Raw genomic sequence first — 24592 nt, 5'->3', positions numbered from 1 at the left:
CTTTATCATGAATAGGCTATTAGTATTGCCCTCCTTCAATGTCCTTTTAGCGATAGCCGGCGTTTATGCCCTACTTTGCATTGCAACATTCATCAGCATTACCCTGCTCTATCTGAAAAGAACTGACGGTCGTATTCAACTTGGCCTGCGTATCCGCACGTTTTGGATTATCATCACCGTAATCGCCCTGTCATTTTTTCTTGCGCCCAAAATTGCCATATGGTTTTGGGCGATAATCAGTTTTTTAGCTCTCAAAGAATACTTAACCTTGATTCCGACACGGCGTATTGATCGTCGCGTTTTATTCTGGGCTTATTTGGCCATACCTTTGCAATATTACTGGGTCAGCTCCGGCTGGTATGAGATGTTTGTTATATTCATCCCAGTCTATGTCTTTCTTTTTTTACCCCTACGCATGCTAATTCTCGGCGAAACCGCCGGATTTATTAAAGCCATCTCCACACTCCATTGGGGAGTGATGATGATGGTGTATTGCATGAGTTACGTCGCCGCCCTGTATCTATTACCTGCCAACTCCACTACATCCGGTAATGCGCTGGGGTTAATCTTTTACTTATTATTCTTAAACCAATTTAACGACGCTGCTCAATTCTTGTGGGGCAAATTGCTCGGTAAACATAAAATTATCCCTAAGGTTAGTCCGAATAAAACCGTTGAAGGTTTTATCGGTGGCGTACTCACTACCACCGTGTTAGCTATTTTACTTGCGCCATGGCTCACGCCGCTGGATATTCAACACGCCTTTTTTCTCGGCTTAATCATCGGCATCGGTGGTTTTATTGGCGATATTACTATTTCTGCCTTGAAACGCGATTTAGGTATTAAAGACACCGGACAATTGTTACCAGGTCACGGCGGCATTTTAGATCGCTTGGATAGCCTGATCTATACAGCGCCGTTGTATTTTCATTTCATAAGGTATTTTTATTATTAACAGATTCTACCAGGTGATACGCTATTTATTTTTTATCGTGATCTTACGTCCCTTGTTATTGATTATTCTGGGCGTTAATGTGCGCCAACGTCATTTATTACCTACAGAAGGGCCGGCTTTATTGGTCGCAAACCATAACAGCCATATCGACACCCTGGTCATTATGAGTTTATTTCCCCAACGCTTATTACCCAAATTACACCCTGTCGCCGCAGCAGATTATTTTTTACGTTCCAAATTACTCGCCTGGTTTTCATTAAATATTATCGGCATTATCCCTATTCAACGAAAAAGTACGACCCATACCATTGATCCTCTTGACGCTGTTTATCAAGCCATCGAAGAGAATTCCATCATTATTTTTTATCCAGAAGGCAGCCGTGGCGATCCGGAACAACTCATCCCTTTTAAATCAGGCATTGCACATATTGCCAAGCAATTTCCCCACCTTCCTATCATTCCTATTTTTATTCACGGCGCAGGCAAGGCATTACCTAAAGGCGAAGCCTTGCTGGTGCCATTTTGTATTGATGTTTATGTAGAGGAACCTTTGTATTGGCAGGGAGATAAACAGCAATTTATGCAGATGTTGCAAGAAGTTTTTACCGCAAGGAGCAAACGATATGAGTTGTGACTTATCAAATCTTCATGCATGTCAATCGAACATCGAATGAAGCCGTGTCAAGTGGCAAATCCTTCTCCCATCCCACAAGGGGATTCCCTTCGGTCACAGACGGGAGAAGGGGTTTGCCGCTAGAAAAAGTGACTATCTCTCAGGGACTAGCCGCAGGATGACGTAGTAGGGGGCTAATTGATGACAGGACCTAGTTTACTAAAAAAGACTCCATTTTTTCATGACAGAGTTTCTCGGTGAGTTGTTGCAAAGTTTGAACTCGCTCGCTCAACCTGTTTAATTCATCTTCGGTGATTTTGTAACCCTTTTTATAGCGAGCGGCAATATAAGCTTCACGCAAAAGTCTGAATAAACGTCTTTCTTCAGGATCAGTTTCGACAAATATTTTAATGAATCGTCGATCTAAGTTATTGGTTAATCTACGTAGTATCGCTAAGTCATGTGTTTTAGGCTTATAGTGTGTAAATACCAGCAAAATGGCGTTATAAAAACGTTCTGTCGCTTGGTGTAGTGAAAAAGCAGCTAAGTTGTTTTTTTTGCCTTGCAAGTAAAAATTAAATCCTTCGTAAAAACCAACGCCATCTGTAAACCAATATTCAAAATCTTCTTGCGCTAACTGATAACGTTGTTTTGGATTTAACTGTTTGTTCACTTCTTTTAATTTTAAATGCCCCGTGCTATATAACAAAATTCCTTTTTTCTTGATATCAGAAAAAAAGTATTGCGCATCATCTAATTGAGCATTGATATAGTCTGCATCATGCACAATGATAGAGCATGGCGTGTGAATATTAGGTAGTTTTTCAACTGTTTCCATCAAATCAAATTCTAAATGTTGCTGTCTCTGCAAGCCCCGAGTTTTAACAACCACTAAAAGATCATAGTCACTTTGATAGTGATAAAGGATGCCATCTTCTTCATATAGATCTTCGACATCTTTGCCGCTTGCGTGGCTGCCAAATAAAATAATCATCTCTACTTCAGGATGAGCACGGATGGCGGCGACAACAGTTTTTAATTCTTGTTGTTTTTCATGTGATAAATGAGTTAATGTGTTTTTCATTGTGAAAAAAAATGTTATGGAAACTTACAAACCAAAAACTGTCACTCCTGGGACCAGCAATTGTTTGCGCGCATGAATAAAATCCGCCGCTGTCTGAGGTTTGCCTCCAGGTAATTGCACTTTTAGTAAACGCAGTGTTCCCGCACCTGTTGCAATATCGATACCTTCTGGACTCACAGCAAGTAAGGTGCCCGGTTTAACCTTTGTAGAGGAGGATTCAGAAACCAGGCTTGCCGACCATATTCGCAGCATAGCTTGTTGCCATTCCGTATAAGCGACCGGCCAGGAATTATAGGCGCGTACCTTATGTTCTAGCTGCACGGCAGATTGACTCCAATCTAATCTGGCTTCTGCCTTGTCAACTTTAGCGGCGTAGATGGCGTCAGCGTCGTTTTGCGGTTTAGGTTGCAGATTACCTGTTTCAAGTTGGTTCAAGGTGTCTACCAATAATTGTGCTCCGACTTGTGCCAGCTGGCGTGTCAGACTTTCACAGGTATCTTCTTTATCAATGGGGCAGCGCACTTGGCTGAGAATGTCACCGGTATCCCAGCCTTCATCCAGTTGCATAATGGTCACTCCGGTTTCGCTGTCTCCAGCTTCTATGGCACGGAGGATGGGAGCTGCTCCCCGCCAGCGCGGAAGTAAGGAGGGATGTACATTGAGGCAGCCAAAACGCGGTGTATCTAATACCGCTTTGGGTAATAACAAGCCGTAAACGACGACTGCCATCACATCAGCGCCTAAGGCAGCTAATTGTTGTTGCTCAGGTAAATGACGTAAGCTAGCCGGTTGATAAAGTGGTAAGTGATGTTTAAGTGCCGCTTGTTTAATTGCGCTGGGTTTGAGTTTCAAACCGCGTCCGGCAGGACGGTCAGGTTGCGTGTAGACTGCAATAATTTCATGTTCAGAGTTGAGTAAAGCTTCTAAAGAATTTACTGCAAATTCGGAGGTGCCGGCGAAAATAATTTTTAATGCCATTATTTTTGCCAGCGTTTAAGTTTAGAGAATTTTTTGTCTACGCGTTGCCGTTTAAGCGGTGATAACCGGTCAATAAAAATCGTACCGTTTAAATGATCTAATTCGTGTTGAATACATTTGGCCATAAAGTCTTCCGCTTCAAATTCCAAGGGCTTTCCATAACGGTCTTGCGCACGCACCTTGATTTTAGTAGCGCGGTTAACCGCTTCATAGACACCTGCAATAGACATGCAGCCTTCTGCTTCAGAGAGAGTGCCATGCGATTCAATAATTTCAGCATTGACTAAGCACAGGGGTTGATTTTTTTCCGGGGAAAAGTCAATGACGGTGACGTGCGGGGGTGATTTGATATCCAACTGAGTTGCAGCCAGGGCAGCACAATTTTCTGTGTTGTAATGGGTTTCGAACATGTCATCGATAATTTTTTGCAAGGCGTCATTGAATTCTGTCACACGTTCCGCTTTCGTTTTTAGACGGGGATTGGGGTATTGCAATATGTTTAATATGGTCATAAGCGCGATTGTAAAGTTTATTTTGTTATAACTAGTCGCTGGTGCGAAATCCAAAAATGGCACGTCGTCCCAGCATCCATGCCGGGACGACGTACATTTAATAACGATAATGCTCTGCCTTATAAGGGCCATTCGCTGGTATCTTCAAATAATCCATCTGCTCTTTAGTCAATTGCGTCAACTGCACACCCAACTTTTTCAGATGCAGGCGGGCGACATGCTCATCCAAATGTTTAGGCAGAACATAAACATCCGCTTTGTAATTACCTGAATTCTGCCATAACTCAATCTGTGCCAATACCTGGTTGGTGAAGGAGGTTGACATGACAAAGCTGGGATGGCCATCGCCGCAACCTAGGTTGACCAGACGACCTTCGGCCAGAATAATAACGCGCTTGCCATCTGGAAATACGACTTGATCCACTTGCGGTTTGATGTTCACCCATTGGTATTTGCGAATGCCGGCGATGTCAATTTCTATATCGAAATGTCCAATGTTGCATACCACAGCGCCATCATGCATTTGTTGCATATGGTCGTGGGTAATCACGTGTACATTGCCTGTGGCGGTGACAAAAATATCGGCGTGGGGGGCGGCATATTCCATGGTGATAACGCGATAACCTTCCATCGCAGCTTGTAAAGCGCAGATGGGGTCAATTTCAGTAATCCATACCGTGGCGCCTAAACTGCGTAAGGCTTGGGCACAACCTTTGCCGACTTCGCCAAATCCAGCGATAACGGCGATTTTTCCAGCAATCATGACATTGGTGGCGCGTTTGATACCATCCAATAGTGATTCGCGTGCGCCATAAAGATTATCAAATTTAGACTTTGTCACTGAATCATTGACGTTGATGGCGGGCATTTTTAGGTCACCGGCTTTGGCCATGTCGTATAAGCGTTTTACACCGGTGGTAGTTTCTTCTGATACGCCTTTAATTTTATTTAATAGTTCGGGATATTTATCATGCACAATTTTTGTCAGATCGCCGCCGTCATCTAGCAATAAATTAGGTTCCCAGCCATTGGGTCCAAATAGCGTTTGTTCAATACACCATTCATATTCTTCATCAGTTTCACCTTTCCAGGCAAAAACCGGAACTCCGGCTGCTGCCATGGCAGCAGCTGCGGTATCTTGGGTGGAAAAGATATTGCAGGATGACCAGCGCACTTCGGCGCCTAATGCCAGCAAGGTTTCGATTAGGACGGCAGTTTCTTTAGTCATATGTAGACAGCCGGCAATACGTGCGCCTTTTAAGGGTTTTTGTTGGCTATATTCGCTACGTAATGCCATTAGCCCTGGCATATCAATCTCAGCTAGGTTAATTTCATGGCGTCCCCTTTCTGCCAGGTTGATATTGGCGACTTTATAGTCGGAAGTTATTTTTTCAGCAGTGGATGCTTGCATGGTGGTCTCTTGATGTGATTAGGTTGGTATAGCCTATTTGAAAAATGGCTCAGAGATTGAATTCTAGCTTACGGGGAAAAAACTTGCCAATCTCTTAATAAATAAAAAAGTCTAATTTCCTTCTCCATCTGTGACCGAAGGGAATCCCCTTGTGGGATGGGAGAGGGAAAAAGAACAAGGTTGTAAAAGGAAGTTAGATTTTTTTATCTAAAAGATGTGGTTGACTTTAAGTTGACAGCTACTGCAAGCTTACCCCTCATCCGCCCTATCGGGCACCTTCTCCCATCCCACAAGGGGATTCCCTTCGGTCACAGATGGAGAAGGAAATTGAACTTTCTTTATTATTAGAGGAAAAGTGCATGGGTTTTAAATGCGGTATCGTCGGACTTCCTAATGTTGGGAAATCTACTTTATTTAATGCAATTACCAAAGCGGGAGCAGAGGCTGCGAATTATCCTTTTTGTACGATTGAACCTAATGTTGGCATAGTGCCGGTTCCAGATCCGCGTTTAACGCAATTGGCTGCTATTGTCCATCCAGAAAAAATTGTTCCGACGACGATGAAATTTGTAGATATCGCCGGATTAGTGGCGGGAGCGGCTAAAGGCGAAGGTTTAGGTAACAAATTTTTGGCCAATATTCGCGAAACGCAGGCGATTGCGCATGTGGTGCGTTGTTTTGAAGATACGGATGTGGTGCATGTGGCAGGGCGTATCGATCCGTTGTCGGATATTGACGTGATTAACACGGAGTTGGCTTTGGCTGATCTTGAGTCAGTGGAAAGAGCGTTACTTAAAGCAGCGAAGTCTGCCAAAAGCGGGGATAAGCAGGGTTTGATGGAGCAGACCTTGTTGACTCGTGTCAGTAGCCATTTAAACGCGGGTCATCCGGCGCGAACGCTGACGCTGGATGTGTCAGAACAGGCTATTTTAGCTCCCTTGCAACTGCTCACAGCCAAACCTACCTTGTATATCGCCAATGTGAATGAGCAAGGTTTTTCTAATAATCCCTATTTAGATTTGGTACAAAAACGCGCACAACAAGAAGGAGCGGTGGTGGTGGCGGTTTGTGCGACGATAGAGTCAGAAATTGCTGAGTTGCCAGATAACGATAAGGCGGAGTTTTTGGCCAGCATGGGACTTCAAGAGCCGGGTTTGGATCGTGTCATTCATGCGGGATATCGGCTGTTGGGATTGCAGACTTATTTTACTGCTGGCGTAAAGGAGGTACGAGCTTGGACTATCCCGTTGGGCTGTACGGCGCCGCAAGCTGCGGGCGTGATTCATTCAGATTTTGAAAAGGGTTTTATCCGGGCTGAAGTGACTGCCTATGCGGATTTTATACGCTATAACGGTGAGCAAGGTGCTAAAGAAGCGGGTAAATTACGTTTGGAAGGCAAAGAATATATTGTGCAAGATGGAGATGTGATGCATTTTAGATTTAATGTGTAGAGGACGTTGTTAAATCACCCACTTTGAAAAAGGGGGTCGAAGGCCGCAAGGCCTGAGGGGGGATTTGAAAAGCTGAGGAGTACTAACTTGACAGTATAGGCACCCAAAACTCCTCAAATCCCCCTCAGGCCTACGGCCTTCGACCCCCTTTTTCAAAGTGGGTAAGGTGAGCGGACGATGAGCGCAAGAATACTACTTAACAATTTTTAAATTAGGCTTGCCGCGTTTTTTGGGAGGGGAACCACCTGAGGAAGACTCACTGCTCTCTCCCTCAGAAGGAGGCTCTTCAGGGAAAGCAATTCCCTGGCCATTTTCTTTAGCATAAATGGCAGTTACTGCATCTATTGGCACATACACTTGGCGTGGAACGCCGCCAAAGCGTGCGCTGAATTCAATGGCATCATTCCCCATCAACAGCGCATGCACAGCTTGAGTGGCGATATTTAAAATGATCTGACCGTCTTTAACATATTCTTCAGGCACCATGCATTCAGCATGTGAGGTATTTACCGCTAAGTAGGGTGTCAGGTCATTGTCTGACAACCATTCGTAAATGGCGCGGATTAAATAAGGTTTATTTGAGGTCATCACTGGTTGCTCTTAATTCACGCTCCGCCTCAGTAAGGCTGATTTGAAAAGAATCGCGTTTAAACATTCGCTTAGCATAGTTTGCCACGGATTTGGCTTTAGGTAATAAATTAATCCCTAGCTTGGGAAGGCGCCACAGTAGTGGGGCAATGCAGCAATCGACTAAAGTAAATTCGTCGCTTAAAAAATAAGGTGCATCGTTAAAAACGGGTGCAAGCCGGATTAAACTTTCTTGTAATTCTTTGCGTGCGGTATCAGCGTCTTTTTTGTTATTGCTTTCTATGCGCTCAGCAAGACTGTACCAGTCTTGTTCTATTCTATACATCATCAGACGACTTTTAGCGCGAGCAACTGGGTAAACTGGCAATAAAGGGGGGTGAGGAAATCGTTCATCCAGATATTCCATAATGATGCTGGAGTGGTATAGCACTAGATCGCGATCAACTAAAGTTGGCAGGGTATTGTAGGGGTTCAAATGTACCAGATCTTCAGGTAGTTGATGGTTGCTGACACTTAATATATCCACGGTTACGTCTTTTTCAGCAAGTACTATGCGCACACGGTGGCTATGTAAATCCAGGTCGCCTGAATAAAGGGTCATCACTGATCGTCTCACGGCTGTCACACTTTATCTCCTTAAAGTATCCTATTTGGCATATGGGAACTCATTGGCTATTTTGGGATATACTCTGGCAAATGCCGTTTCATGATGCCACGATGGCTGGGGGACTAGGATTCGAACCTAGGTTGGCGGAGTCAGAGTCCGCAGTCCTACCGCTAGACGATCCCCCATCTAGGGTCTGTTATCGCTTTTTATTCTCTCTTCTAGCATAGGTGCCAAGCTAAGCACTATAATTTTGAAAAGAAAAGAGACGATAATTTTAACGTTTCGAGTATTGCGGTGCTTTACGTGCTTTATGCAAACCTACTTTTTTACGCTCAACAACGCGGGGATCGCGGGTCACAAAGCCAGCTTGTCGTAAAATTTTTCGCCAAGAAACTGCACCGCCGGTAGTACTTTGACCATCTTCTTCATCGTAATCAATTAACGCGCGAGCAATGCCATGGCGTATTGCGCCTGCCTGACCGCTGGCTCCGCCGCCTGCAACTGTGACATATAAGTCAAATTTATTTAGTATATCGAGGGCGACTAGCGGTTGTCGCACGACCATGCGTGAGGTTTCACGACCAAAGTAGTCTTCTAGGGAGCGTTTGTTAATGGTGATTCGACCTTGGCCGGGTCTAAGGAAAACCCGAGCGCTAGCGACTTTGCGTCGGCCAGTACCATAATGATTCGCAGTGCTTGTTGCCATTGATTATGCCTCTTTAATTTCTAATTTTTTAGGGTTTTGAGCTTGGTGAGGGTGCTCGCCGCCGACGTAAACTTTTAATTTTTTAAACATTTGTTTTCCTAGGGTTCCTCCAGGAAGCATGCCTTTTACAGCTTTTTCTAGCACAGCGGATGGGTCTTTAGCCAGTAAGTCGGAAAGGGCAATCGCGCGTAATCCACCAGGGTATCCGGTGTTGTGATAGTAAATTTTATCTTGCATTTTATTGCCGGTAACGTGAAGTTTTTCCACATTAACTACAATAATATAATCGCCAGTATCGACATGAGGTGTATATTCTGCTTTGTGTTTGCCGCGTAGACGGCGGGCGATTTCAGTTGAAAGGCGGCCTAGTGTTTTATTGCTGGCATCAACCAGATACCAGTCATTTTGTGCTGTATCCGCATTGGCGTTGTAAGTTCCCATAAATGCTCCGGAAAGATCAAAAAAATCGTAACTATTCACCACAGGACTGAAACGGCCATATTTTCCCAATCTCACCCTTAAAAATTTAGGAAAAATGCTCACATACTCTGTGTATGCTGCGCTTTTTCCTAAATTTTTAGGGGCGACCTTGGAAAAATCTGACCGTTTTGTGCTACTTACAGCAATGTGCTGAATAGTTACAAAAAATCAAAGTTGCTGTGCCATGTTAAGCGTAAAAATCCCCTCGTTCAAAGGGAGGGACGCCTATGTCCTATAAGTTAGGGCGGTAAATCTTACCCGAGTTGTTAGCAAGTTACAACTTTAGTGCGCATAAATTGCTGTAAGTGGAATAGGGGACGCTAGATAAGTGGTTTTTTTGTTTAAAAAACCGTATAAAACAGCATCTTTTGCGTGCATTTTGTTGACAATGGTGCTATGGTTCGCCCTGTTTTTTTAGTCGTTTTAGTTGTAACAGCGCGAGAAATGTAGTAGCGCATGATCCTAAAAACGGCAGTTGAAACCTACAATGTCCTGCTGCAGTAGGTTTCAACTGCCGTTTTTAGGATGATAGTAACACCCCATGAAACTGGATTTATCCAGGGTGTCAGGACTTGAGCGGAGCTTATGTATATAAGCCTGTTTAACTTAAAAAACTTAAAGAGGACTTTTAATATGGCAATAACCAAGAAATCTACAAAAAAACCCCTTGCAGCGAAAAAACCAGCGCCTAAGAAAGTGGCTAAAGCTGTTGTAAAAGCCAAAGCTCCTGCAAAAAAGGCCGCGCTGACAGTAAAAGAACCCTTCACCAAATCGCAGATTATTGCTCATCTCTGTAATGCCACTGAGTTAAAGAAAAAAGATATTTCTGCGCTGTTTGATGCAGTGACTGATTTAATGGAAGCGCATTTAAGCAAAAAAGGTCCAGGTGAATTCAATCTGGTCGGTCTGTTAAAATGCCGCGTCATCCACAAACCCCCCACCAAAGCAAGAAATGGTGTTAATCCCTTTACCGGACAACCCACGGTTTTTCCAGCTAAACCTGCACGTAATGTATTGAAGGTTCGTCCGCTGAAAAAACTCAAGGAGCTGGTAGCTTAATTCTTGTTTTGAGGCCTGGCCAAGAAGCGCTTTAGTTTCAAACTAGGCCTCCTTAGGGTTGAATATTGATATGAATACACTGGAAATTAACAACCTGGATATTAAGCTTGATGCTTTGTTGCGCGAGTACCATCAGTTGGTCAAAGAAAACCAATACCTGCGTGAACAGTTGACTGTGCTTAAGCAGGATCACAGTGTGCTCTCCAGCAAGAATCAATTGGCAGTAACCCGAATTAAACATGTCATTAGCCAACTACGGGATGAAATCAATGAGCGAATCGTATAATACGGTTTCCCTCAGTATTCTGGGTAAAGTTTATAAGGTGAAATGTCCGCCGGAAAAGGTTGCTGAGCTGCGCGAGTCAGCGCAGTACCTTGAAGATAAAATGCGGAAATTGAGTCATAGCGCCAAAATAATGGCCTCTGACCGATTGGCGGTTATTGCTGCACTGAATGTTTCGCATGAGTTGTTGCTGGAAAAGAAGCAAGTGACAACTTATATGGAGGCTATGAGCCGCCGTATACGGGATTTGCAGGATAAAATAGACGATACGTTGGGTGGGGCTGAGTAATCGCATCCTCTGTCGGGATGATTGTGCCAGAGGACAAGGTTTGTACAACCCAGCATTAAGCGCTATAATAAGAATGCCTCTGTAATATGCGCCAGCAGGTGAGTCATTCTTGAACCAATATTCATTACAATGGGATTCAGATTGTGGCTGCCGTTGAGCATGGCTAGTTTTCTAGCAAGCCTGAAGCGGCCCTGAGAGTCCCACCTGAACCTTCAGGTTCAGATGTAACCCCTGCGAGCGGTATTTTGGAGGCGCATTTCTCCCATGACTTTCCGCCAAACTATCCGGCGAGCTATGCAGCAACAGCGGCGTCAATTGCCGTTAGTTATCCGTCAGCAAGCTTCATTATCCATCAGTCGTTTTATTGCCACTTCTTCCTGGTTTCAGCGCAGCCGGCATATTGCCTTTTACTGGCCGGTGCGGGGTGAAATTGATCCCTTACCATTATTGCAGCGCGCCTGGTCAATGGGAAAAACTTGCTACCTGCCGCTATGTCACCCATTGGGTCAGCAATCTTTATTGTTTATGCCCCATCATCCTGGTGAACTCCTGGTGCTTAATCGGTACGGCATTTTTGAATCTCCGATAAAAAACTTGAGTTTGGCGCGCAAGCCCTACGCACTTGATGTGGTTTTCACACCTTTAGTAGCATTTGATGACCAAAAAAATCGCCTAGGATCTGGTAAAGGTTATTACGATAAAACTTTTGCTTATTTAAACCAGCGACGAATGATACATAAACCTACTTTAGTAGGTTTGGCATATCAATTTCAGCAATGCAGTGAAATTTCTGCAGAACTTTGGGATGTGGCCTTGGATAAAGTAGTTGTATATGATATTGAGTATCAAGGGGTGAGAGATATTTAGTCCTTTGTATTAATATAACTGGTATGACCTGATAAATAATAATCGGAGAAAATTTATGAGTGATGAGAAAAAAAATAAATCAACATTTAGTTTTAATATCCCTGACAAATTAACTAGTTCAACTGAAAAAACTGAGTTTGAATTATTTGAAAGACTGTATGATTTATATCAAAGAGATCGTTATTCATCGGAAGGGGCGAAAGAAATCTTAGAATCGCTGGGAAAAGTTGCTGAGTCAATTAAATATAAAGGAAATAATGGCGGAGATGAGCATTTTTCATATGATAAATTTGCAAAATTTTATGGAGATCGCTACGACAAATTCAAAGAAATAGAAAGTGCACTATCACCTTCAAGCAGTTGTTTAATTGCATAACATAATCCAACAAATCGGTAGCCTACTGGCTGGTTTTTTATGCTAAAATCGCAACGAGTCAGCTAGGCAGTCGCTGTGTTGCTTCATAAAAGCGACATAGAGGAAAGTCCGGGCTCCACAGGGCAGAGCGCCAGGTAACACCTGGGAGGCGTGAGTCTACGGAAAGTGCAACAGAAAAAATACCGCCTGCTGCTTCATGAAAGTGCAGCAGCAGGTAAGGGTGAAATGGTGCGGTAAGAGCGCACCGCGCGGGTGGTAACATCCGTGGCAAGGTAAACCCCGCTCGGAGCAAGACCAAATAGGGATTCGAGTTGTGTAGTCTTTGGCTGCATAACAGACGTGGCCCACGTTCGAATCCGGGTAGGTCGCTAGAGGTGTGTGGTGACATACATCCCAGATAGATGATTGTCCACGACAGAACCCGGCTTATCGGCTGACTTTTTTATTTTCTTCCTGTTCTCTTTCTCCCGCGAGGGAGAAAGAGTTACTGAGCTTAGCTTGACGCCTAAGCTTCCTCATCACCTTCTGTAACCTCAACCGCTTCTTTAAAGCCACACTCCTTCTGCGGACAAACTTTCTCCGTCCCCCAGCGTTTAGTAATTTTAAGTGTCAAGAGCGGCCAGCTGCATTTGGGGCATTTTTCGTTTAAGGGTTCGTTCCAGATCGCGTATTTACAATCGGGGTAAGTCGAGCAAGAGTAAAAAATCTTGCCGTAGCGCGACTTACGTTTCAACAGCGTGCCTTTTTTGCATTCAGGACACACGACTCCGGTATCGGCGGGTTTTTCCAGCGGCTCAATATGCTTGCAATTTGGATAGCCACTACAGCCGATGAATTTGCCATAACGTCCGAACTTAATCACCAAAGGCGATTGGCATAGTGGGCAAGTACGGCCTTCAACAACCTCAGGTTCTGAAGGTTGTTCTTCACCTTCCATATTGCGCGTGTAATCACAATCCGGGTAACCCGTGCAGCCGACAAAACGGCCGCGTCGCCCTAAACGGGTTGCTAATGGTTTGCCACATTTGGGGCAATTTTCATCCATGAGCTCCTGGGTGACATCACTGCGTTTGACGGTTTCTTGTGTTTCTTCCACCTTTTGTATAAACGGGCTCCAAAAATGCTCCAACATCGGTGTCCAAGCTTCTTCACCGCGCGATATCGCATCCAACTGGTCTTCCAGGCGCGCGGTAAAATCATAGTCCACATACTGGGTGAAATACTGGGTTAAAAAGCGATTGACAATCCGGCCGACATCGGTAGGTTTGAAGCGCTTTTGTTCTAAGGTGACGTATTCGCGGTGTTTGAGCGTGTAAATAATACTGGAGTAAGTTGAAGGGCGGCCTATGCCATGTTCTTCTAGAGATTTGACCAGACTGGCTTCTGTATAGCGTGGCGGTGGTTCGGTGAAGTGCTGTATGCCTTGTATAGAAAGCAATTGCACTTTATCGCCTTCTTCCATGGCGGGTAGTAAGCGCATATCGCTATCATCGGCTTTTTTATCATCCACACCTTCTTGATAAACCGTCATAAAGCCAGGGTTAGCAATTACGGAACCATTAGCGCGAAAACGATTGCCGTCACCACAGCTAAAATCCACCGCCACTGTGTCAATGGTCGCCGGAATCATTTGGCAGGCAATGGCGCGTTTCCAGATCAAATCATACAGTTTAAATTGTTCTGGACTAAGTGCATCTTTGATTTGTTCGGGGATGCGAGTAATGTCGGTAGGACGTATGGCTTCATGTGCTTCTTGGGCATTTTTAGCTTTAGTTTGATAAACACGGGGTGCTTCTGGAACATTGTCTTTGCCATAACGTTCTTCAATAAATTCGCGGAAAGCCTGTATCGCTTCTTGCGCTAAGTTGACAGAGTCGGTACGCATATAAGTGATTAAACCCACGGAACCTTCGCTGCCGACAGAGACGCCTTCATAAAGTTGTTGTGCGATACGCATCGTGCGGTCGGTGGTAAATCCTAGCTTGCGTGCAGCTTCTTGTTGCAGTGTAGAGGTGATAAAAGGTGGCGAAGGTTGGCGCTTGCGTTGTTTCTTTTCGACCTTAATGACTAGCAGCTCACCGTTTGCTGCTTTGAGTAAGGCCTTCTCGGCTGCTTTGGCGTGTTTTTCATTGGTAATGGAGAATTGTTCGAGTTTCTCGCCTTGATATTCGATGAGTCTGGCGCTAAAAGTTTGGTTATTGCTATTGGCTTCAGCTTCAATTGTCCAATATTCCTGCGTCTTGAAGCGTTCAATTTCTTCTTCACGCTCGGTAATCATACGCAAGGCCGGACTTTGTACGCGGCCTGCGGATAGTCCAGGGCGGATTTTGCGCCATAAGAGGGGTGAGAGATTAAAGCCTACCAAAAAATCTAGCGCGCGCCGTGCTTGTTGGGCATTGACCAGATCCATAGCGATATCGCGGGGATGCGTGACAGCCTGGTTAATGGCAGCTTGGGTAATTTCGTGGAATACAATGCGAAATGCGGGTTTTTTTGCTAGCGGTTTTTGTTCGCGCATTAATTGCAAAATGTGCCAGGAAATGGCCTCCCCTTCACGATCAGGGTCGGTTGCTAAGTAAAGATTGTCGGCTTGTTTCAGTGCTTTGGCGATGGCGGCGACATGTTTGGCATTTTTCTCTATCAGTTCATATTGCATGGCAAAGCCATGTTCAGGGTCGACAGCGCCTTCCTTGGGAATCAGATCGCGTACGTGGCCATAGGAAGCCAGAACTTCAAAATCTTTTCCCAGATATTTTTTAATGGTTTTTGCTTTAGCAGGGGACTCTACGACGACCAGGTTTTTAGCCATGTTGTTACTCGGTAGTGAAAAATTAAGAGTGCACTAATTAGCATGAGATGGGGTTGGGTTGCAAGATAAACAAAATTTTTAGGTGGAACAGCCCGGTAATTGTCGTTTGGTTGATTCAAAGGGGATGGGTGCAGCATTACCTGTGGTAACCAACGTTGAACGCTGCTTTAGAGAAAAAGCGGTGAATGTTATTAATGCTTAATATAACCCTAATAAAGTAGATTTATTATTCCAAAGATATTTAATACTACCCCGGCCGGAGAAATTTTATGAGTGAAGACCAGAAGAGACAAGCAGAACATAAAGAGTCTAAATCGGCTGATACACAGTATCAAGAAATTATTGCCAATACGCGAGAACAACTACATCGTAATGCTGGCCGCGAACAACTTCTAGGGTTTGGACTTATGGTTGTAGGGGTGTTTTCAGCTGTCGCAGGTTTCACAATGCATTTCGTAGCGGAGTCAGACAGAATTCCTCCTTCTCCTCTTGATGCAAGGCCGCCCATTCTCCAACCTGATGCTGCTATAAAACTCATGGCGATGGGAGTAGGTGCGATGCTGACAGGTAGTCACATGATGTCTAAAGTATGGAGTCGAGACCATAATAGGGAAATAGAGGAACAGGCACGACAACTCAATCCGAGATTTAGAGGTGCATAAAGTGATAAACACTGCTTATACAAAGCCTTAATGCAAACGATGCGGCTCTTCACTTAATAAATAGCGCTCCATACAGGCTGCGGCAGTTTTATCCGGTTGTTTACATAAAATACCCAACACCACCCATTTGATTTTGGCAATATTGATGTTTTCCGGGTTGATTTGCAGTAATTGATCCATGACTAATTCGCGGGTGGTGGCTGATAGCACGCCGATTTGTTCGAGGGTTAATAAAAAACCTCGGCATTTGCGGTTTAGGTGTACGCATTCAACGGTAGAAAAAACCCGTGTGCCAATGGGGGAGCGTTGTAAAGGGTATTCTTCGATTTGACCATTGGGCTCGATTAAATCATTCATCCAGGCTAACACTTGATGGACTCTTTCAAGTGGGATGCCCAGTTCTTTTAATTCGGAAAGCAGATGGTGGTCGTCTGGGGTGGTAGGTAGATCATTTTCAATTTTGTCAAAGAAATACATCAGGACTTGTAAGACATCATTCATGGTTTGTATTTAATCCTCAAGGTGTTGCTTTTGGCGTCATGGGCATTTCATATATCCTTCCGGCATTGAAACTAAATAACCTTGTAACTCTAAAAGCAGAAGTTTTGAGATAATTTGCTGTACCGGCATGCCACTTCTTGCCACCAATTGCTCAATGGAGGTGGCTTCATAACCCACACACTCTAACAGCTGCAGGTCAGCCGCATCAAGGGAATTTTTTTCTATAGGTTTTAAAGAAGATGGAGATGGTTCTTCTGTGGTGGGCGTCAGCATTGGGAGTTCTTCCAGAATGTCGGTTACGGTCTCAACTAATTTGGCGCCTTGGCGAATCAAGTAATGGCAGCCGCGTGCTAATGGGTTGTAAACAGAGCCTGGGATTGCAAAGACCTCGCGTCCTTGCTCTGATGCAAGACGGGCTGTAATCAATGAGCCGCTACGCAATGTGGCTTCTACCACGAGCACGCCTAGGGATAAACCGCTGACCAAGCGGTTGCGTCGTGGGAAATGTGCTGCTCTGGCGCCTATACCAATAGGGAATTCAGAAACTAAGGCGCCTTGTTCAATAATCTTTCGTGCTAGTTGATGGTGGCGAGTTGGGTAAATTTCATCTAAGCCACAGCCTAACACCGCGATTGTCGTTTTATTGTTGTCTAATGCGCCTAAGTGGCTCGCTGCATCTATCCCCAAAGCTAGGCCGCTGGTAATGGTTAATCCTAACTGTGATAAATGTATGGCAAATTGTCGTGCGGTGTCTATGCCGGTGGCGGTTGGATTGCGGCTGCCGACAATGGCTAATTGGGGAGTTTGTAATACTTGGGGATTGCCGGTGACAAAGAGAATGGGTGGTGGGTCAGTGATTTGTTTCAGTAAGGGCGGATAATGTGGATCTTCCCAGGTGATGAGGTGATTGCCGGGCGTTTGTGACCAGAGCAGATCGGCTTTGACTCCCGCCCAGTCAGGGTTGTGTATGGCTTGAATTAGCGGGGCTTTTAGGCCTAGGGCGGACAGCTCGGCAGGTTTGGCATTATAAAGAGCTGATAATTGCGGGAAGACTTGCAGCAATTCGAAAAAGCGGATTGATCCTATGCTGGGGGTTCGCCATAACGCTAACCAGTAGTGCAACTCTGGTCGTGGGCTGGGAATTTGTGTTGGGGAGGTTGAGGCGCTTATCAAATGGGTATCTTTGTGGGGTTTTTGTGAGTTATTTTTGCAAATGAGGGTGTTGGGGGCAATACCGTAGTGGAGTGTTTTTTTTCTGCACTGTGCCCCCTCTCCTTGTCGGTTAAAGTATGACATAAGCAGAAATTCAATCCTTGTCCCCTTGTGGGAGAAGGATTGAGTCACTGGTTATGTGTGTGCATACTTTAGCCTAATGCCTATGCGAGGAGGGAAAAGAATAATACCTAGCCCTGTGCCAGCTGCGAAATATCCGCCACCTGCAAAAACAACTGCTGTAATTGATAAAGCAAAGCCAAGCGGTTGTTGCGGAGTCTTTCATCTTCAACCATCACCATTACTTTATTAAAAAACTCATCAATGGGTGCGCGTAGTGCAGCCAAATGCGTCAAAACTTCGGTATATTGTGCTTTACGGAATAAGGGCTCAACCTCTTTATTTTTCTGCTCCATCGCTGCGAGTAAATGATGTTCGGCAGCTTCCGTCAAAAGCGTGGGATTAATTGGGTGATTACGCCACTCGCCATCGGGGTCTTTTAAAATATTACTGACACGTTTATGTGCTGCTGCTAGTGCTTGGGCTTCCGGTAGAGATTGAAAATGCTGGACTGCTTGTATGCGATGATGGAAATCCAAGGCTGAAGTAGGTGTGCGAGCCAGTACTGCAGAAAATACTTCTGCAGCAATACCACGATCAAGATACCAGGCACGTAAGCGTTCCATCATGAAATCAAAAGTCTGTGGCACAACGGATGGGTTAATCAATAAAGTGCCATAACCTAGAGCGGCTTTATTCAGTAATGCATGTAAATCCAAAGGTAATTGTTTTTCAATGAATATGCGCAATACACCGAGGGCTGCTCGGCGTAAAGCAAAAGGATCTTTTTCGCCACTGGGCGGTTGTTTAATGCCAAATAAGCCAACAATGGTATCGATTTTATCGGCGATGGATACCAGGCAGCCGATAATGGATGTGGGTAACACATCACCAGAAAAACGCGGTTGGTAATGCTCGCGCACGGCTAAAGCTACTGCTTCTTTCTCGCCATCCTTTAACGCATAATAATAACCCATCACCCCCTGCAATTCAGGGAATTCGCCAACCATTGCGGTGACCAGGTCAGCTTTGGCTAAAAATCCGGCACGTTCCGCCTGTTCGGTATTGGCACCTAATTGCTGCGCGAGATATTCCGCCAAATGAGCAATGCGCTGTGATTTATCAAACAGCGTCCCCAATTTTTGCTGAAAGATCACTTTTTTTAATGCTTCCAAGCGTGACTCTAAACGATGCTTTAAATCGGTGTGGAAAAAAAACTGTGCGTCTGCTAATCGTGCGCGGATGACACGCTGATTGCCATTCTTGACACGTGCTGGATCTTTACTCGCAATATTACTGACGGTGACAAAATACGGAAGTAACTGCTGGTTAGCATCGACCACGGGGAAATATTTTTGATGGGTTTGCATGGCGGTCATAATCGCTTCGGCGGGTACCTCAAGAAATTGAGCATCAAACTCACCCAATAGCGCCACCGGCCATTCTACTAGACTATTCACTTCGTCAAGTAAGTCTTCATCGATGACGGCCTGGCCTTTATTTGCCGTCACTTTTTCGATTTGTTTGCGTATGGCTTGTTTTCGTGCCTCATAATCAGCCAACACAAATCCTGATTCTTTTAATAATCTTTCATAGTCTTTGGGTTGGGGGATAATCATGGCTTCGGGATGGTGAAAGCGGTGGCCATAGGTTTGATTGGAAGCTTTATGCCCTAAAATCTTTGTATCAATGATTTCTTGACCCAATAACAAGACGATCCAATGCACAGGCCGGATAAAAGTGGTGTCATGCTGACCCCAGCGCATGGGTTTGGCAATGGGTAGTTGTTGAAGTGCCTGGGTTAAAATATTAGGCAATAGTTGGGTAGTCAGTGCGCCAGGCTGTTCTTGCCGAAAAAAAATCCATGCGCCTTTTTCGGTTTCCTGGGTTAAGAGTTGGTCGACGCTAGTGTTACAAGCGTTGGCAAAACCCAGGCAAGCTAATGTCGGATGTCCTTCGGCATCGAAAGCCGCTTTAAGTGCAGGACCTCTTTTTTCTACAATATGACTAGGTTGTGCCGTTGGCAGATCTTCGATGCTGATGGCCAGGCGGCGTGGTGTGGCAAATGTTTTGACTTGCCCAAAACTTAGTCCAGCTTTTTTTAAGCCGGTTTGTAAGTTGGCGCTCAAGGTGGCACAGAGTTTGTTGAGTTGTTTAGGTGGTAGTTCTTCAGTACCGATTTCAATTAATAAATCACGCACGGTTATGCTCCTTTACTTCGTAGCAAGGGAAAACCCAATTGTTCACGAGACTGGTAATAAGCGTTTGCAACCGCGAAAGCTAATTTGCGTACGCGCAGAATATACGCTTGGCGTTCCGTCACCGAAATGGCATGGCGCGCATCTAAGAGATTAAATGCATGTGAAGCTTTTAGTACCATATCATAGGCAGGCAAAGGTAGATTAGCGGCAATTAAGCGCTGACACTCTTGCTCATAAAAATTGAAGTGTTCAAGTAACACAGGCACATTGGCTTGTTCAAAATTATAGGCGGACATTTCCACTTCGTTTTGATGGAATACATCGCCGTAAGTGACGACACCTTGTGGGCCGCGTGCCCATACCAGGTCGAACATGCTGTCTACGCCTTGTAGGTACATGGCGATACGCTCTAATCCATAGGTCAGCTCACCTGTGACCGGTTTGCATTCGAGGCCTCCTGCTTGTTGAAAATAGGTAAATTGCGTGACTTCCATGCCGTTTTGCCAGACTTCCCAACCCAATCCCCAAGCACCCAGCGTCGGTGACTCCCAGTTGTCTTCTACAAAGCGGATATCATCCGTCAATGGATCAATCCCCAATGCGCGTAATGAATCCAAGTAGATATCTTGAATATTGTCGGGTGAGGGTTTTAACATGACTTGGAATTGATAGTAATGCTGGCTACGGTTGGGGTTGTCGCCGTAACGCCCATCTGTGGGGCGGCGGCTGGGTTGTATATAGGCGACACGCCAGGGTTCAGGACCAATGGCGCGCATAAAAGTAGCAGGATGAAAGGTGCCTGCGCCTACTTCGGTGTCCAGAGGCTGCAGTAAGACACAACCTTGCTCCGCCCAGTATTGTTGTAAAGCAAGGATTAAACCTTGAAAGGTTTTGATGTCTGGGGATTCTGGTGATATGGCAAGAGTCATAAGGCTCTCGGGGTTGTGAGTGGGGCTGGAAGTATAACTGAGATGGTGAGGGGTTTTCTATTGGGATTGTAAGTAGAGTTTTTTTTCGGCTAGCTTCTTTCTCCCTTGTGTGCATACCTAGCCCACGAGGGGAGAGGGGATTACAGTGCGATCAATTTGCACTGCCGCAAATCCGCCGCCCAGTGTTCTAAAATTTGTTACCTGACCGCGATAAAGGCGGGCAGCTATTTTAAGCACTTTACCATTATAGGCATAATTGCGGATATCCACTTTGAAGGCGGAAGTGCCCTCTTCAGTCGTTACCATCTGTTCACTGGGAGCAACCATATCCTGAGCAATATAATCATTCATTAGTATTTCATTAAATGTTTTGCGGGTAATACTTTGACCGCGGTAGGCGCCTTTGCCAGCATAACCGGAAATGGGTTTAAAAAATAATTTTTTGCGTGCCGCCCATAAGGCATCGGTTGCCTTTGTATCCACAATAAAAGTATGCGGCACTCCTTGCTGCAATTGTTCAATAACATTACTTGAGACTCCCCAGCTTTGTAACAGATCAATATTGGATAAGATCGCCAGATTGCGTTTATCTGCATACAAAGCATGGCCGTGAGGGTGGGGGGTGACTAGGGCGGTATCTTCCAGATAGGCTTGGCGTAGTACGGCGTGTGCCGGTTCGGACAGGGAAAAATCAGTCAGGCGGTTATAAACTAGATCAATCTCCAGATCATTAAGGCATAGGCGGCCGTTTTTTAATGTCAAATCAGTGGGGTCAGTAATAACGGCATCAATGCCTTTGGTTTTGAATAATGATTGAAAAATTACAAATTCTGGATAGTAGTATTGTTGTGTTGGATTTTCATCGACTATGGCGATCCGCGTAAGTGGTAGACTGCCGCGGGCATGCTGCCACTCTTGTAAGAATATGGAAAAATAATCTTCTTGCCACTTTTGCGGCTCATCTATGGCTAGCAGGTTTTCCTTCGATAGTGCCATTTCCAATAGGGCGATAAAGCTGGCGCCGCCTGCATTGGTGTTGATTTCAATAAGTTTGGGACCTCCTGGCGTTAAATGGAAATCATAACCAAAAAATACCCCTTGGCAACCTGGATCCTTGATCGCTGTTTCCGGAGCTAGAGAGAGCACATGCTGCTGATAAGCGGGTAAAGCAATCACGCTTTCAATAGCAGTGATCAAATTCTGCATGGCTTTGACTTCAGCTGAAGTGATAGAAACAATGGCGCTGGCAAAAAGCTCTGGGCGTTGTTGTAGCCAATCATCGGGTAAGTGATAATTTTTGCCAAGTAGCTGTAATAGATGGTGTAATCTGTTTAAATTCATCATTTGATGTAGGTTTTTGGAAAAATTAATATGATATTTACAGTGCTTCCTTCTTCTCTCCGTCTGGCATCCTTTGGAAAAACCAAGCAATGCGAATAACCACTGATATTATCCCAGCTGTTGAAGCTCTACAGAATGGCGGCATCATCGCCTATCCCACGGAAGCTGTCTATGGTTTGGGTTGCGATCCTTTGAATCAGGAGGCAGTTTTGCGCCTGTTAGTATTAAAAAAACGTCCTGTTGCCAAAGGATTAATTTTAATCGCCGCAACTTGGGAACAGTTAGTTCCTTATGTAGAACCTGTTTCAACAGAGGTTATGGCTAAAGTTTTGAGTACCTGGCCTGGGCCGTTTACCTGGCTATTTCCTGTATCTCCTAAAACTCCTGATTGGATTCGTGGAGAGCATAGGACAGTGGCGGTGCGAGTGACCGCGCATCCTATTGCGTGTGCACTATGTAGCCATTTTGCTCGGCCTATGGTTTCTACCAGTGCCAATATCACAGGACAAGCTCCCGCAAGAGATGCTGATTCGGTAAACAAGATGTTTGCCATGGGAGTGGAGGTGATTGTACAAGGTGAAGTTGGTGGGTTACTGCAACCCACAGAAATCCGTGATGTGGTCACAGGAAAAATCCTGCGTTGACTATATTAAGTGCAGGAGGCGGTTATGCTTCAAAAAGCAAAATCATATTACTTCGGCAGGAATTGTTATCAATCGTTGTTCAATTGCAGCAAGGATTGCTTTGGCATCCAATCCGCAATCTATGAGTAGTTGCTTGGGATTACCATGTTCGATAAAACGATCAGGTAGTCCCAGGTTGAGTATGGGGGTGTGAAGGTTATTGGCAGCTAAGTATTCATTAACGGCACTGCCGGCTCCTCCTGACACCGTATTTTCTTCTACCGTCACTAATAAAGAACATTTGAGCGCTAAGGTTTTGATGAGGGCTTCATCTAGCGGCTTCACAAAGCGCATATTCACCACGGTTGCGTTTAAAGTTTCTGCTGCTTGCAGTGCAGGTTCTAGCATGGCGCCGAAGGCTAAAATGGCAATCTTTGCGCCTTGGCGGCGGATTTCTGCTTTACCAATGGGTAATGCCTGCATGTCGGGATTAATGGGTGCGCCAGGACCTACGCCGCGCGGATAGCGCACTGCGCTTGGGCCTTTATAGCAGTAAGCGGTATAAAGCAGTTGTCGGCACTCGTTTTCATCGGCGGGCGCCATGACTATCATGTTGGGGATGCAACGTAGATAAGTCAGGTCAAAATTGCCATTATGGGTTACGCCATCTCCACCGACTAAGCCGCCTCGGTCTATAGCTAAAGTGACATCTAAGTTTTGCAGAGCGACATCATGTATTAATTGATCGTAAGCGCGTTGCAGAAAAGTAGAATAAATCGCAACCACAGGTTTTAAGCCTTCACAGGCCATACCGGCAGCCAGTGTCAAACTGTGCTGTTCAGCAATGCCTACATCAAAATATTGTCTGGGGAACTTCTGGGAGAACTGCACCATGCCGGAGCCTTCACACATCGCCGGTGTAATAGCCATTAAACAAGGATCTTGTTCGCCCATATCACACAGCCACTGCCCAAAGACTTCTGAGTAAGTGGGGGGGGAAGTGGTTTTAAGGGCAAGTGTTGCGGGTGTGTCGATATTAAAACCGGCTTTTACGGCATGATATTCTATGGGGTCAGCTTCTGCCAATGCATAACCTTTGCCTTTGGTGGTAATCACATGCAGCAACCGTGGTCCTTTTAGGTCGCGTAGATTACGCAGCATCGGTAGCAGCATGTGTAGGTCATGACCGTCTATGGGTCCAAAATAGTGGAACCCCAGCTCTTCAAATAAAGTACCTGGGGTTATCATGCCTTTCATATGCGTTTCGGTGCGTTTGGCCAGTGCTTTAACCGATGGTAGGTGCGACAATACTTTTTTGCTGCCTTCGCGGAAATGGCTATACACTTTGCCAGATAAAATGCGAGCCAGGTAATTTGTTAACGCGCCGACATTTTTGGATATCGACATCTCGTTATCGTTGAGGATAACCAGTACATCAGCGTCGACACTACCAGCGTGGTTTAGCGCTTCAAATGCCATGCCGCCGGTTAATCCGCCATCGCCAATGATGGCGATGGCTTGGCGGTTCTGCTGTAGGCGGTTCGCAGCGATGGCCATGCCTAATGCCGCGCTGATGGAAGTGGAGGAGTGTCCTACGCCAAAAGCATCATATTCGCTTTCACTGCGGCTTGGAAAAGGTGCAAGACCCGCTTGTTGGCGGATGGTCTGGAGTTGATCGCGTCTACCGCACAGTACTTTATGCGCATAGGCTTGATGGCCTACATCCCAAATGAGTCTGTCTTCGGGGGTGTTAAAGATATAATGTAAGGCGATGGTTAACTCTAAGGCGCCGAGACTGGAGGCAAAATGGCCACCGCATTGATTGAGGCTGTTGATGAGGAAATTACGCAATTCAGCTGCTAATGCGGGTAGCTCGGTTTCAGGTAATTGGCGCAGGTCGGCTGGGGAATCAATTTGCTCAAGGAGGGGGTAGGCAGGTGGTGTGCTCATTCAGTCTGTCTCGTCATTTTAAGAAGTGCAGGTGGCGGCATTAAC

General features: G+C 45.3%; 25 protein-coding genes, 1 tRNA gene and 2 other RNA genes. 12 read left to right on the top strand and 16 right to left on the bottom strand.

What is annotated here, in order from left to right; all coding sequences use genetic code 11:
• The first annotated feature begins 7 nt into the window (after positions 1-7).
• A complete protein-coding gene (locus tag VHE99_01040) occupies positions 8-955 on the top strand; it encodes a phosphatidate cytidylyltransferase (protein HVV67612.1) in 948 nt (315 codons plus the stop codon).
• 13 nt (positions 956-968) lie between these two features.
• The gene (locus VHE99_01035; protein HVV67611.1) at positions 969-1589 is read left to right on the top strand and encodes a lysophospholipid acyltransferase family protein; all 621 of its coding nucleotides are present in this window, start codon (positions 969-971) and stop codon (positions 1587-1589) included.
• A 190-nt stretch (positions 1590-1779) separates the two neighbouring features.
• Here VHE99_01035 and VHE99_01030 read toward each other — a convergent pair whose 3' ends face one another.
• The 4 genes from VHE99_01030 to ahcY form a co-directional block, all read right to left on the bottom strand.
• Positions 1780-2652, bottom strand: coding sequence for a HEPN domain-containing protein (locus VHE99_01030; GenBank protein HVV67610.1), 873 nt, complete (start codon positions 2650-2652; stop codon positions 1780-1782).
• A gap of 24 nt (positions 2653-2676) precedes the next feature.
• On the bottom strand, positions 2677-3633 hold the full coding sequence (gene fmt / locus VHE99_01025) for a methionyl-tRNA formyltransferase (protein HVV67609.1): 957 nt from the start codon (positions 3631-3633) through the stop codon (positions 2677-2679).
• Positions 3630-4136, bottom strand: a complete 507-nt coding sequence (gene def / locus VHE99_01020) for a peptide deformylase (protein ID HVV67608.1) — start codon at positions 4134-4136, stop codon at positions 3630-3632. Before def ends, fmt begins: the two co-directional genes overlap by 4 nt.
• 103 nt (positions 4137-4239) lie before the next feature.
• A complete protein-coding gene (gene ahcY, locus VHE99_01015; protein ID HVV67607.1) occupies positions 4240-5553 on the bottom strand; it encodes an adenosylhomocysteinase in 1314 nt (437 codons plus the stop codon).
• 359 nt (positions 5554-5912) lie between these two features.
• Here ahcY and ychF point away from each other — a divergent pair, with 359 nt between their 5' ends.
• Positions 5913-7004, top strand: coding sequence for a redox-regulated ATPase YchF (gene ychF, locus VHE99_01010; GenBank protein HVV67606.1), 1092 nt, complete (start codon positions 5913-5915; stop codon positions 7002-7004).
• Between the two features lie 192 nt (positions 7005-7196).
• Here the strand turns inward: ychF and VHE99_01005 are convergent, their stop codons facing one another.
• The 5 genes from VHE99_01005 to rplM all read right to left on the bottom strand — a co-directional run bounded on the left by VHE99_01005 (position 7197) and on the right by rplM (position 9346).
• Positions 7197-7592 (bottom strand): ClpXP protease specificity-enhancing factor, encoded by a 396-nt coding sequence (locus VHE99_01005; GenBank protein ID HVV67605.1) that lies wholly within the window; start codon positions 7590-7592, stop codon positions 7197-7199.
• The gene (gene sspA / locus VHE99_01000) at positions 7579-8217 is read right to left on the bottom strand and encodes a stringent starvation protein SspA (GenBank protein ID HVV67604.1); all 639 of its coding nucleotides are present in this window, start codon (positions 8215-8217) and stop codon (positions 7579-7581) included. The genes VHE99_01005 and sspA overlap by 14 nt, the downstream gene beginning before the upstream one ends.
• Before the next feature lie 93 nt (positions 8218-8310).
• A tRNA-Gln gene (locus VHE99_00995) sits at positions 8311-8384 on the bottom strand.
• 89 nt (positions 8385-8473) lie between these two features.
• Positions 8474-8905 carry a 30S ribosomal protein S9 gene (gene rpsI / locus VHE99_00990; GenBank protein ID HVV67603.1) on the bottom strand — a complete coding sequence of 144 codons (432 nt, stop codon included), beginning with the start codon at positions 8903-8905 and terminating at the stop codon, positions 8474-8476.
• A 3-nt stretch (positions 8906-8908) separates the two neighbouring features.
• A complete protein-coding gene (gene rplM, locus VHE99_00985) occupies positions 8909-9346 on the bottom strand; it encodes a 50S ribosomal protein L13 (protein HVV67602.1) in 438 nt (145 codons plus the stop codon).
• Between the two features lie 672 nt (positions 9347-10018).
• Here rplM and VHE99_00980 point away from each other — a divergent pair.
• The 7 genes from VHE99_00980 to rnpB all read left to right on the top strand — a co-directional run bounded on the left by VHE99_00980 (position 10019) and on the right by rnpB (position 12704).
• Positions 10019-10444, top strand: a complete 426-nt coding sequence (locus VHE99_00980) for an HU family DNA-binding protein (GenBank protein HVV67601.1) — start codon at positions 10019-10021, stop codon at positions 10442-10444.
• Between the two features lie 70 nt (positions 10445-10514).
• Entirely contained in the window at positions 10515-10730 is a 216-nt protein-coding gene (locus VHE99_00975; protein ID HVV67600.1) for a hypothetical protein, read from the top strand.
• Complete coding sequence (locus tag VHE99_00970) at positions 10714-11016, top strand: cell division protein ZapA (protein HVV67599.1); 303 nt, start codon at positions 10714-10716, stop codon at positions 11014-11016. Before VHE99_00975 ends, VHE99_00970 begins: the two co-directional genes overlap by 17 nt.
• Before the next feature lie 73 nt (positions 11017-11089).
• A non-coding RNA gene (gene ssrS / locus VHE99_00965) (6S RNA) lies at positions 11090-11272 on the top strand.
• A gap of 8 nt (positions 11273-11280) precedes the next feature.
• Positions 11281-11883 (top strand): 5-formyltetrahydrofolate cyclo-ligase, encoded by a 603-nt coding sequence (locus VHE99_00960; protein HVV67598.1) that lies wholly within the window; start codon positions 11281-11283, stop codon positions 11881-11883.
• A 55-nt stretch (positions 11884-11938) separates the two neighbouring features.
• Entirely contained in the window at positions 11939-12259 is a 321-nt protein-coding gene (locus VHE99_00955) for a hypothetical protein (protein HVV67597.1), read from the top strand.
• 54 nt (positions 12260-12313) lie between these two features.
• Positions 12314-12704, top strand: an RNA gene (gene rnpB, locus VHE99_00950) — RNase P RNA component class A.
• A 60-nt stretch (positions 12705-12764) separates the two neighbouring features.
• Here rnpB and topA read toward each other — a convergent pair.
• Positions 12765-15068: a type I DNA topoisomerase gene (gene topA / locus VHE99_00945; GenBank protein ID HVV67596.1), complete on the bottom strand. Its 2304-nt coding sequence runs from the start codon at positions 15066-15068 to the stop codon at positions 12765-12767.
• Between the two features lie 269 nt (positions 15069-15337).
• Here topA and VHE99_00940 point away from each other — a divergent pair, with 269 nt between their 5' ends.
• Positions 15338-15730, top strand: a complete 393-nt coding sequence (locus VHE99_00940) for a hypothetical protein (GenBank protein ID HVV67595.1) — start codon at positions 15338-15340, stop codon at positions 15728-15730.
• 27 nt (positions 15731-15757) lie between these two features.
• Here VHE99_00940 and VHE99_00935 read toward each other — a convergent pair whose 3' ends face one another.
• The 5 genes from VHE99_00935 to VHE99_00915 form a co-directional block, all read right to left on the bottom strand.
• Positions 15758-16231 carry a DUF494 family protein gene (locus VHE99_00935; GenBank protein ID HVV67594.1) on the bottom strand — a complete coding sequence of 158 codons (474 nt, stop codon included), beginning with the start codon at positions 16229-16231 and terminating at the stop codon, positions 15758-15760.
• Positions 16232-16267: 36 nt separating this feature from the next.
• Complete coding sequence (gene dprA, locus VHE99_00930; protein ID HVV67593.1) at positions 16268-17527, bottom strand: DNA-processing protein DprA; 1260 nt, start codon at positions 17525-17527, stop codon at positions 16268-16270.
• 107 nt (positions 17528-17634) lie between these two features.
• A complete protein-coding gene (glyS, locus tag VHE99_00925) occupies positions 17635-19710 on the bottom strand; it encodes a glycine--tRNA ligase subunit beta (protein HVV67592.1) in 2076 nt (691 codons plus the stop codon).
• Positions 19707-20633, bottom strand: a complete 927-nt coding sequence (glyQ, locus tag VHE99_00920) for a glycine--tRNA ligase subunit alpha (GenBank protein ID HVV67591.1) — start codon at positions 20631-20633, stop codon at positions 19707-19709. Before glyQ ends, glyS begins: the two co-directional genes overlap by 4 nt.
• Positions 20634-20750: 117 nt before the next feature.
• Positions 20751-21977, bottom strand: a complete 1227-nt coding sequence (locus VHE99_00915) for a hypothetical protein (protein HVV67590.1) — start codon at positions 21975-21977, stop codon at positions 20751-20753.
• An 86-nt stretch (positions 21978-22063) separates the two neighbouring features.
• Between VHE99_00915 and VHE99_00910 the strand changes: the two genes are divergently transcribed.
• Complete coding sequence (locus tag VHE99_00910) at positions 22064-22618, top strand: L-threonylcarbamoyladenylate synthase (protein ID HVV67589.1); 555 nt, start codon at positions 22064-22066, stop codon at positions 22616-22618.
• Between the two features lie 42 nt (positions 22619-22660).
• On the opposite strand, the gene dxs is transcribed toward VHE99_00910, so the two are convergent.
• The gene (dxs, locus tag VHE99_00905; GenBank protein HVV67588.1) at positions 22661-24547 is read right to left on the bottom strand and encodes a 1-deoxy-D-xylulose-5-phosphate synthase; all 1887 of its coding nucleotides are present in this window, start codon (positions 24545-24547) and stop codon (positions 22661-22663) included.
• Positions 24548-24592 lie beyond the last annotated feature (45 nt).

The organism is Gammaproteobacteria bacterium (assembly GCA_035546635.1).
Taxonomy (GTDB): Bacteria; Pseudomonadota; Gammaproteobacteria; order JAURND01; family JAURND01; genus DASZWJ01.
The sequence above is the reverse complement of the archived record's forward strand: the minus strand, read 5'-3'. Positions and strand labels throughout refer to the sequence as shown.

What these genes read in the sequence shown, in the direction of transcription:
- VHE99_01040 (HVV67612.1), top strand. Translation starts at nt 8, where the DNA reads ATGAATAGGCTATTAGTATTGCCCTCCTTCAATGTCCTTTTAGCGATA.
- VHE99_01030 (HVV67610.1), bottom strand. Translation starts at nt 2,652, where the DNA reads ATGAAAAACACATTAACTCATTTATCACATGAAAAACAACAAGAATTA.
- ahcY (HVV67607.1), bottom strand. Translation starts at nt 5,553, where the DNA reads ATGCAAGCATCCACTGCTGAAAAAATAACTTCCGACTATAAAGTCGCC.
- ychF (HVV67606.1), top strand. Translation starts at nt 5,913, where the DNA reads ATGGGTTTTAAATGCGGTATCGTCGGACTTCCTAATGTTGGGAAATCT.
- VHE99_01005 (HVV67605.1), bottom strand. Translation starts at nt 7,592, where the DNA reads ATGACCTCAAATAAACCTTATTTAATCCGCGCCATTTACGAATGGTTG.
- rpsI (HVV67603.1), bottom strand. Translation starts at nt 8,905, where the DNA reads ATGGCAACAAGCACTGCGAATCATTATGGTACTGGCCGACGCAAAGTC.
- rplM (HVV67602.1), bottom strand. Translation starts at nt 9,346, where the DNA reads ATGGGAACTTACAACGCCAATGCGGATACAGCACAAAATGACTGGTAT.
- VHE99_00980 (HVV67601.1), top strand. Translation starts at nt 10,019, where the DNA reads ATGGCAATAACCAAGAAATCTACAAAAAAACCCCTTGCAGCGAAAAAA.
- VHE99_00975 (HVV67600.1), top strand. Translation starts at nt 10,515, where the DNA reads ATGAATACACTGGAAATTAACAACCTGGATATTAAGCTTGATGCTTTG.
- VHE99_00970 (HVV67599.1), top strand. Translation starts at nt 10,714, where the DNA reads ATGAGCGAATCGTATAATACGGTTTCCCTCAGTATTCTGGGTAAAGTT.
- VHE99_00960 (HVV67598.1), top strand. Translation starts at nt 11,281, where the DNA reads ATGACTTTCCGCCAAACTATCCGGCGAGCTATGCAGCAACAGCGGCGT.
- VHE99_00955 (HVV67597.1), top strand. Translation starts at nt 11,939, where the DNA reads ATGAGTGATGAGAAAAAAAATAAATCAACATTTAGTTTTAATATCCCT.
- topA (HVV67596.1), bottom strand. Translation starts at nt 15,068, where the DNA reads ATGGCTAAAAACCTGGTCGTCGTAGAGTCCCCTGCTAAAGCAAAAACC.
- VHE99_00940 (HVV67595.1), top strand. Translation starts at nt 15,338, where the DNA reads ATGAGTGAAGACCAGAAGAGACAAGCAGAACATAAAGAGTCTAAATCG.
- VHE99_00935 (HVV67594.1), bottom strand. Translation starts at nt 16,231, where the DNA reads ATGAATGATGTCTTACAAGTCCTGATGTATTTCTTTGACAAAATTGAA.
- dprA (HVV67593.1), bottom strand. Translation starts at nt 17,527, where the DNA reads ATGTCATACTTTAACCGACAAGGAGAGGGGGCACAGTGCAGAAAAAAA.
- glyQ (HVV67591.1), bottom strand. Translation starts at nt 20,633, where the DNA reads ATGACTCTTGCCATATCACCAGAATCCCCAGACATCAAAACCTTTCAA.
- VHE99_00915 (HVV67590.1), bottom strand. Translation starts at nt 21,977, where the DNA reads ATGATGAATTTAAACAGATTACACCATCTATTACAGCTACTTGGCAAA.
- VHE99_00910 (HVV67589.1), top strand. Translation starts at nt 22,064, where the DNA reads ATGCGAATAACCACTGATATTATCCCAGCTGTTGAAGCTCTACAGAAT.
- dxs (HVV67588.1), bottom strand. Translation starts at nt 24,547, where the DNA reads ATGAGCACACCACCTGCCTACCCCCTCCTTGAGCAAATTGATTCCCCA.